Source organism: Streptomyces sp. NPDC027189 (genome assembly GCF_055566975.1).
The window spans coordinates 143,385-152,071 of sequence record NZ_JBVHRI010000011.1 but is presented as its reverse complement, the minus strand read 5'-3'; the positions used below and the strand labels follow the sequence as shown (position 1 = coordinate 152,071).

The window sequence follows — 8,687 nt, the reverse complement described above, 5'->3', positions numbered from 1 at the left end:
CAGTGATGGCGGGCGCGGGTTGGGGGGCGTAATAACGAAAAGGTAGCCGCCCACACCAAGAAATGACTCCTCCGCGAGCAACCCTCCCCCCCCCCCCCCCCGGGCCCGTCCCCCGCAACCCCCGTTCGCGGTGGCTGTGCGGCGGCCTCTCGGCCGCTAGTCGGTGGCGATCGCGTTCAGCACATTCATCCGGCCCGCCCGGAACGCCGGGATCAGGGCGGCGAACAGGCCCACGAACGCCGAGCCGATGAAGACGCCGATGATGGTCGGCCACGGGATGTCCAGGACTTTCAGACCCTCCAGGGCGAGAAGCTTCTGGGCGGTGGCGCCCCAGCTCATGCCCAGGCCGAGGCCGAGGAGGGCGCCGAAGAGGGCGATGACGACCGACTCCAGGCGGATCATGCGGCGCAGCTGGCGGCGGGAGAGACCGATGGCGCGCATCAGGCCGATCTCGCGGGTGCGCTCGACGACCGACAGGGCCAGGGTGTTGACCACACCCAGGATCGCCACGACGATCGCCAGGGCCAGCAGGCCGTAGACCATGTTGAGGAGCTGGCCCACCTGGTCCTTCAACTCCTGCTTGAAGTCCGTCTGGTCGCGGACCTGATACTGCGGGTACGGCTCCATGGACTTCTTCAGGGCCGCGTACGCCTGCTTCTCATGGCCGTCCTTGGCCTCGGCGAACATGATCGTGTTCGGCGGGATCTTGCTCGCGGGCAGGTACTTCTTCATCGTCTCGATGCTCGTGTACCGGGCGCCCTGGTCGATGGCGACGTCGTCGTCCGTGATGGCCGCGACCTCGAGCTTCGCCGTCTGCCCGTTCTTGAAGGCGACGGTGATGGTGTCGCCGACCTTCACTCGGTGCTTCTCGGCGTACTTCGAGCCGACCGACATGGCGTCCTTGCCGTACGCCGCCGACAGCTCACCGGCGGTCGTCTTGCGGCGCAGGTCCTGGGCGTAGGACGGGTCGGCCGCGGTGATCCCGGAGTCGTCGACCTGGCCGTCCGGCGAGGTCAGCTTGGCCTCCAGTTCCTTGTAGCGGCTGACGTGCGCCAGGCCCGGCGTCGACTCCATGGCCTTCTCGGCCTGCGGCACGATCCGCTGGTTGCCCTGGACGATGAAGTCCGCGCCGACCGACTTGTCGAGTTCGTCCGTCGCCGAGGCCACCATGGACGAGCCGACCACGGAGAGGCAGGCGACCAGGGCAAGGCCGATCATCAGGGCCGCACCGGTGGCGCCCGTACGGCGCGGGTTGCGCAGCGCGTTGCGTTCGGCGAGCCGTCCGACCGGACCGAACATGCGCAGCAGTACGGCGCTGATGACACGGACCACCCCGCCCGCGAGCAGCGGGCCGATGATCACGAAGCCGATCAGGGTGAGGACGACACCCGCGCCCAGCACCAGCGAACCGTCGCTCGCCTTGTCGGCGGTGGCCGCGGTGTAGAGCGCGAAGGCTCCGGCGCCGGTCAGCACCAGGCCGATCAGACCGCGTACGAGACCCGCCTTGCCGTCCGCCGGGGTGCCGGCGTCGCGCAGCGCGGCCATCGGGGAGACCTTGCCCGCGCGGCGGGCCGGGAGGTAGGCGGCGAGGACGGTGACCACGACGCCCAGCAGCAGACCCACCACCGGGGTGGTCGCCTTCACGGTGAGGTCGCGGGTCGACAGGTCCATGCCCATCGTCGACATGATCTTCATGAGGCCGACCGCGAGGCCGACGCCCGCGCCGACACCGAGGATCGAGCCGAAGAAGCCGAGCAGCAGCGCCTCGACCAGGACCGAGCGGTTGACCTGCTTGCGGGAGGAGCCGATGGCGCGCATCAGGCCGATCTCGCGGGTGCGCTGGGCGACCAGCATCGAGAAGGTGTTGATGATCAGGAAGATGCCCACCAGGAACGCGATGCCGGCGAAGCCGAGCATGGCGTACTTGATGACGTTCATGAACTGGCCGACGCCCTTGCGGTTCTCGTCGGCATTCTCCTTCTGCGTCTGGATCTTGTACGACCCGTTCAGCGTCTGAGAGACGTTCTGCTTGAGCTGCGCGTCCGAGACACCGGACGCGGCGGAGAGGTTGACCTGCGTGAACCGGCCGGTGGCGCCGAGCAGTTCGCGCTGCGCGGTGGCGGTGTCGAAGTAGACGACGGCGGCACCCGGGTTGGTCACCTTGAAGGTGGCGATACCGACGATCTTCGCCTTGAAGTCACCGGTGACCGCGATGGTGCGCAGTTCGTCGCCCATCTTCAGGTGGTGCTTGTCGGCGGTGTCGGCGTCGACCATCACCTCGGTCGGGCCGCGCGGGGCGTGGCCCTGCGTGATCTCCATGGACCGGAGGTCGTTGCGCGTCCAGTTGCCCGCGATCGTCGGGGCGCCGGTCGTGGACCCCATGTTCTTGTTGTCGCTGTTGACGACGGTCACGTTCATCGAACTGACCGCGCCCTCGGCGGACTTGACGCCCTCCGCCTTCTTCGCCCGCTCCAGTACGGAGACCGCCACCGACTCGGGCTTGCCGTTCTGCGGGGTGTCGTCGCTCTTGGCCGCCTTGGGCAGCACCGTCACATCGGCGGAGGTGACCGCGAACAGCTTGTCGAACGTCGTGTTCATCGTGTCGGTGAACACCAGGGTGCCGCAGACGAAGGCCACCGACAGCAGGACCGCGACAGCGGAGAGGGCCATGCGTCCCTTGTGCGCGAAGAAGTTGCGCATCGAGGTCTTCAGGACGGTCATGACGTACGCCCCCGGGCGTCGAAGTCCTTCATGCGGTCCAGGACCTGGTCGGCCGTCGGCTGGTACATCTCGTCGACGATCCTGCCGTCCGCGAGATACAGCACCCGGTCGGCGTACGAGGCCGCCACCGGGTCGTGCGTGACCATCACGATGGTCTGGCCGAGCTCGTCCACGGAGCGGCGCAGGAAGCCGAGCACCTCGGCGCCCGCACGGGAGTCCAGGTTTCCTGTCGGCTCGTCACCGAAGATGATCTCGGGGCGCGCGGCCAGCGCACGGGCGACGGCGACACGCTGCTGCTGACCACCGGAGAGCTGGTTCGGGCGGTGCTTGAGGCGGCCGGCGAGCCCGACGGTCTCCACGACCTGGTCCAGCCAGCCCTTGTCCGGCTTGCGGCCCGCGATGTCCATCGGCAGCGTGATGTTCTCCAGCGCGTTCAGCGTCGGCAGCAGGTTGAACGCCTGGAAGATGAAGCCGATCCGGTCCCGGCGCAGCTGCGTGAGCTTCTTGTCCTTGAGCCCGGTGATCTCGGTCTCGTCCAGGTAGATCTGTCCGCTCGTCACGGTGTCGAGCCCGGCGAGGCAGTGCATCAGCGTGGACTTGCCGGACCCCGAGGGGCCCATGATCGCGGTGAACTGGCCCCGCGCTATGTCCACGTCGATGTGGTCCAGGGCGACGACGCGGGTCTCCCCCGACCCGTAGGCCTTCACGACCTGCCGCGCCCGCGCGGCAACGGCCGTACGCCCTCCAGTGCCCCCGTGCCTGGGAATGGTCACAGCCGATGTCACGGTAAGTCTCCTATGTCGGGCAGCAGTTGATTCCGCTGCTCAGCGGTTGAAAGTGCGCTTCGGTACGTCGGCAAGTCTGGTGCCGGGCGGTGGTCCGGCGCGCTGGTGCTCAGCGCAGTCTTTTGCTGGGGAAAACCCCACCCCCAAAGGTGCGGTCCGTACGACCGGACGTGCTCCCCAGCGGCGTAAAGCCAGGTTAAGGACGAGCCCCGCCCCGTCTCGTCCTCCAGCGGGAGGAACCCTCCCCGAGCCCTAGTACGGAGGTCCCCCTAGGGGCCCTCCACCCTTCGGTGGAGTCCTTCTCGGGGTCGCCTACACCCTTGAGCCGACTCAGCGTCCACCCTCCCGCGACGTGAGGGTCAAGTGGGAGAGTGTTCCTCGGCAGATAGGTGCAAGGGGAAGGAATCTCGTGGACCAGGGGGAAACCGAGATACGAGCCGCGGCGACGGGCTCGGCGAGCCGGCCTCGGGACACCCGCGGACGCCGCGCCGTGGTCGCCGCCCTCATGCTCGCGATGGCGCTCGCCGCGCTCGACTCCACCATCGTCTCCACGGCCGTACCGCAGATCGTCGGCGACCTCGGCGGCTTCTCCGTCTTCTCCTGGCTGTTCTCGGGCTATCTGCTGGCGGTGACGGTCACGCTGCCGGTGTACGGCAAACTGTCGGACACCTTCGGCCGCAAGCCGGTGCTGATCGCCGGCGCCGTCGTCTTCCTCCTCGGCTCCCTGCTCTGCGCCACGGCCTGGAACATGGCCGCGCTGATCGCCTTCCGCATCGTGCAGGGCCTGGGCGGCGGCGCCCTCCAGGGCACCGTGCAGACGCTCGCCGCCGACCTGTACCCGCTCAAGGAGCGCCCCAAGATCCAGGCCAAGCTGTCCACGGTGTGGGCGACCTCGGCGGTCGCGGGTCCCGCGCTGGGCGGAGTCCTCGCGGCGTACGCCGACTGGCGGTGGATCTTCCTCATCAATCTGCCGATCGGCGCGCTCGCCCTGTGGCTGATCGCCCGTCACCTGCACGAGCCGGCACGGGAGACGACCCGGCGTCCGCGCATCGACTGGGCGGGCGCGCTCGCCGTCTTCGCCTGCGGTGGCGTCCTGCTCACCGCGCTGGTGCAGGGCGGTGTCGCCTGGGACTGGCTGTCGGCGCCCTCGATCGCCCTGTTCGGCACCGGACTCGGCCTGGTCGCGGTGGTCGTGCTGGTCGAACGGCGGGCAGCCGAGCCGATCATCCCCGGCTGGGTGTGGCGGCGGCGCACCATCGCGGCGGTGAACCTGGCGCTCGGCGCGCTGGGCCTGCTCATGGTCGCGCCCACGGTCTTCCTGCCCACATACGCGCAGGCGGTGCTGGGCCTGGCCCCCATCGCCGCCGGATTCGTGCTCTCCGTATGGACGCTGAGCTGGCCGGTATCGGCAGCGCTCAGCCAGCACGTCTATCGCCGGATCGGCCTCCGCAACACCGCGATGCTCGGTATCGGGGCGGCGACCCTGCTCCTGCTGGCCTTCCCGTTCCTCCCCTACCCGGGCCGGCCGTGGCAGCCGGCCCTGCTGATGCTGTTGCTGGGCGGCGCGCTGGGGCTCTTCCAGCTCCCCCTGATCATCGGTGTCCAGTCGACCGTCGGCTGGGCCGAACGCGGCACGACCACCGCGTCCGTCCTCTTCTGCCGCCAGACCGGACAGACCATGGGCGCGGCCCTGTTCGGCGCGGTCGCCAACGGGGTGCTGGCCGCGCGGCTCGGCGGCGCGGGGGATCTCGATTCGGTGACCCGCGCGCTGGACTCGGGCGCCCCCGCCGAGCATCTGCGCCACGCGGTCGCCGACGCGGTCCACGCCGTGTACCTGGGGGCGGCCTGCGCGGCCGCGCTCTCCTTCCTGATCCTGCTGTTCGTCGCACCGCGCCGCTTTCCGGTGCTGAAGAACCCCGCGGACTGAGACAACGCCCGGCCCGGTCGGCCCTGCGTTGCGTCACGACCGACGCCACCCCGGTCACCGCCGCGTCGCACCAGGGACGGGAAGCCGCCGGGGCGACGGTGCGGGGCGGGACGCAAGGGGCTTCACCGTCGACTCCGTTGTGTCCGCCAACAGGTATCGGCGCGTCAGATCCCTGATTTCCCGGCTGCGCACAAGTTCCGCACAGCAACAGGGGTAAACGCGGGTAACACCCCAGGTCACCGAAGTAAGCGCATACCGACCGCTCAGTTTGGTGAAACTGTCGCGCGCCGCGGCTACCTGCGAGTAGCGTGCGCTGCTCACCCCCCAGCTCCCTGCGGTCCGCACCGGACCCGAGCCACGCAAGGAGAAACGGGATGCCAGACGCGTTCTCGTCCCCCGAGTACCAACCGCCGCGCCTACCGCCGCACCAGCCGTCGCCCCCACCGCGGTACCAACCGTCGTACCAACCGTCGTACCAGTACCCGCAGTTCCCGAACAGCGCCTCACCCTCCTACGTCACCTATCCCTGGCAGCCCCCGCCACCCGAGCCCGAGAGAAGGCGCCTGCCGCGCCATCAGGCGCTGGGGCACCACAGCGACATCAGACTCCTGCGCGGCGCGTACCGCTGGCAGCGGCGGGTGGCGACGCTCACCGCGCTCGGATACTTCACCCTCTTCCTCCTCCTCTCCGCGTTCGCGCCGGAGCTGATGACGAGCACGGTGTCCGGCGGACTGTCGACCGGGCTGCTGCTCGGACTGCTCCAAGTGCCCGTCACCTGCCTGGCGATCGGGCTGTACGAGTACACAGCGCGCCGGCGCGTCGACCCCATCGCGGACCGCATCCGCAAGCAGGCCGAGCTGGACGCGAAGCGGGAGGCGGCACGATGACAGGGGTGACCGGGTTGACCGGGTTCAGCAGTTCGGCGCAGGCCATGTCGCTGGTGGCGTTCACGACGGTGGCCACGATCACGCTGCTGCTGTGCGTGATGACCGGCCCCGACCGTGACGACCTGGACGAGTTCTACACGGGGTACGGATCGCTCTCGCCGATGCGCAACGGGCTTGCCATCGCCGGGGACTACATCTCCGCGGCGACCGTACTCGGCACGGGCGGGGTCATCGCGCTGGCCGGCTACGACGGCGTCGTACTGGCCCTCAGCACGGCCCTCTCCCTCATGCTGCTGATGTTCCTGCTGGCCGAACCGCTGCGCAACGCGGGCCGGTTCACCATGGGCGACGCGCTCGCGCGCCGGATGCCGGGACGCGCGGTCCGCATCACCGCGTGCGCGGTGACGCTGGTCGCGCTGCTGCCGCTGATGCTCGTCCAACTCGCGGGAGCCGGCGACCTGCTGGCGTTCATCCTCGGCTTCTCCAGCGACTCCCTGAAGACCGGCTGCATCATCGGGCTCGGCGCGCTGATGATCAGCTACGCGGCGATCGGCGGCATGAAGGGCACCGCCCTCATCCAGATCCTGAAGATCGTGATGCTGCTCGGCTCCGGCGCGATCGTCGCCGTACTCATCCTGCACCGGTTCGACTGGAGCCCGGGGGCGCTGCTCGACGCGGCCGGCAGCAACAGCGGCGTCGGCTCCGCGTTCCTCCACTCGGGCCTGCAGTTCGCGGGCGGCCCCAGCCCGCGCCTGGACATGATCACTTCGGAGCTGACCGTCGTCCTCGGCGGCGCCTGCCTCCCGCACATCACCATGCGGATGTACACGGCGGGCAGCGCCCGCCAGGTGCGCCGCTCGATGTCCTGGGCGGTGCCGTGCGTGGCCCTGTTCGTCCTCGTCATCAGCGTCATCGGCTTCGGCGCCACGGCGCTGATCGGCCGCGAGGTGATCGCGGGCGCCGACCCGCAGGGCAACACCGCGTACCTCCTGGGCTCCAGGGCGGCCTTCGGCGCGGACGTCTCGACGGCCGAATCCCTCCTCTTCACCACGGTGACGACGGCGATCTTCCTGACCCTGCTCGCCTCGGTCGCCGGGATGATCCTCGCCTGCGCCAACTCCCTCGCCCACGACGTGTTCGCGCACGGCAGGCTCTTCCGCGGCCGCCGCCGCGACGACCAGCTGTCACCGCGCCGCGAGATGATCCTGGCCCGCGTCTCCGCCCTCGCGGTCGGCGCACCGGCCATCCTCCTGGCCACCCTCGTCCAACACCACAGCCTGCAACCCCTGGTCACCCTCTCCTTCTGCCTCGGCGCCTCCGCGATAGCGCCCGCCCTGGTCTACAGCCTCTTCTGGCGCCGCTACACCCGCACCGGCCTGCTCGCCACCCTCATCGGCGGCACCCTCACCGTCCTCCTCCTCATGCCCGGCACCAACCTCGTCTCCGGCTCCCCTACCTCCGCCTTCCCCAACGCCGACTTCAACTGGTTCCCGTTCACGACCACGGGCCTCGTCTCCATCCCCCTCGGCTTCGCCTACGGCTGGCTGGGCACGGTGGCCTCCGGCCGGAGGAAGGCGGAAGAACAGAGAAGGCAGTACGAGGCAGTGGAGGGGTGGATTTTGGCGGGGGCGGTACGCAGGGGGAGTTAGGGCCTGCCTTTCGGATCACGCCGACTTCGGGCGACGGCGCCTCCCAAACTGCCGGTGAGCGGGGCTCGGTGCGTGCAGCTGCCCGGCGGAGGAGGAAGTCGACGCGATGGGGGTCCCCCTGTTCGAGCGAAGCCGAGAACTTGGGGGGGGCGGCGAGTGACGACAACGCCGCCCGCGGCCGCCGTCGCGCTGCGCGCACTGCCGCCAAAGCCGCCGAGGCGCCCACGCATGACGCCACATCAGCCGTCGCGCTGCGGCATGACACCGCATTCGCCGTCACCTTGCCGCGCACCGCCGCCAAGGCAGCCCCCACATTGCCGCGCACCGCCGCCAAAGCCGCCGAGGCGCCCACGCATGACGCCACATCAGCCGTCGCGCTGCGGCATGACACCGCATTCGCCGTCACCTTGCCGCGCACCGCCGCCAAGGCAGCCCCCACATTGCCGCGCACCGCCGCCAAAGCGGCCGAGGCGCCCACGCATGACGCCGCATCAGCCGTCGCGCTGCGGCATGACACCGCATTCGCCGTCGCCTTGCCGCGCACCGCCGCCGAGGCCGTCCTCGGGCTGCCCCTTCCAGCCGACCGGGACGGGTGGACGGGTGGGAAGCCCGCCGCGGAGCGGCGAAGAAGGCCCCCTGGAGCGGGGCAGAGCCGGGCCGCGGAGCGGCGAAGGCTTCCGGGGCCGCGGAGCCGCAAAGACGTCCGGGAGCCGCGGAG

Annotated in this window: 5 protein-coding genes; 3 read left to right on the top strand and 2 right to left on the bottom strand. The window is 70.0% G+C overall.

The genetic code is table 11. The annotated features are described in order from the left end of the window. Positions 1-156: 156 nt before the first annotated feature. Entirely contained in the window at positions 157-2,721 is a 2,565-nt protein-coding gene (locus ACZ4RZ_RS26095; RefSeq protein WP_467748040.1) for an ABC transporter permease, read from the bottom strand. Further along, positions 2,718-3,506: an ABC transporter ATP-binding protein gene (locus ACZ4RZ_RS26090; RefSeq protein ID WP_467748039.1), complete on the bottom strand. Its 789-nt coding sequence runs from the start codon at positions 3,504-3,506 to the stop codon at positions 2,718-2,720. The genes ACZ4RZ_RS26095 and ACZ4RZ_RS26090 overlap by 4 nt, the downstream gene beginning before the upstream one ends. Positions 3,507-3,915: 409 nt before the next feature. On the opposite strand from ACZ4RZ_RS26090, the gene ACZ4RZ_RS26085 reads away from it, so the two are divergent. The 3 genes from ACZ4RZ_RS26085 to ACZ4RZ_RS26075 all read left to right on the top strand — a co-directional run bounded on the left by ACZ4RZ_RS26085 (position 3,916) and on the right by ACZ4RZ_RS26075 (position 7,969). Then, positions 3,916-5,433 (top strand): MFS transporter, encoded by a 1,518-nt coding sequence (locus tag ACZ4RZ_RS26085; RefSeq protein ID WP_467748038.1) that lies wholly within the window; start codon positions 3,916-3,918, stop codon positions 5,431-5,433. 374 nt (positions 5,434-5,807) lie between these two features. After that, complete coding sequence (locus tag ACZ4RZ_RS26080) at positions 5,808-6,320, top strand: DUF485 domain-containing protein (protein WP_467748037.1); 513 nt, start codon at positions 5,808-5,810, stop codon at positions 6,318-6,320. Then, complete coding sequence (locus ACZ4RZ_RS26075) at positions 6,317-7,969, top strand: sodium/solute symporter (protein ID WP_467748035.1); 1,653 nt, start codon at positions 6,317-6,319, stop codon at positions 7,967-7,969. The genes ACZ4RZ_RS26080 and ACZ4RZ_RS26075 overlap by 4 nt, the downstream gene beginning before the upstream one ends. The last annotated feature ends 718 nt before the right edge of the window (positions 7,970-8,687 follow it).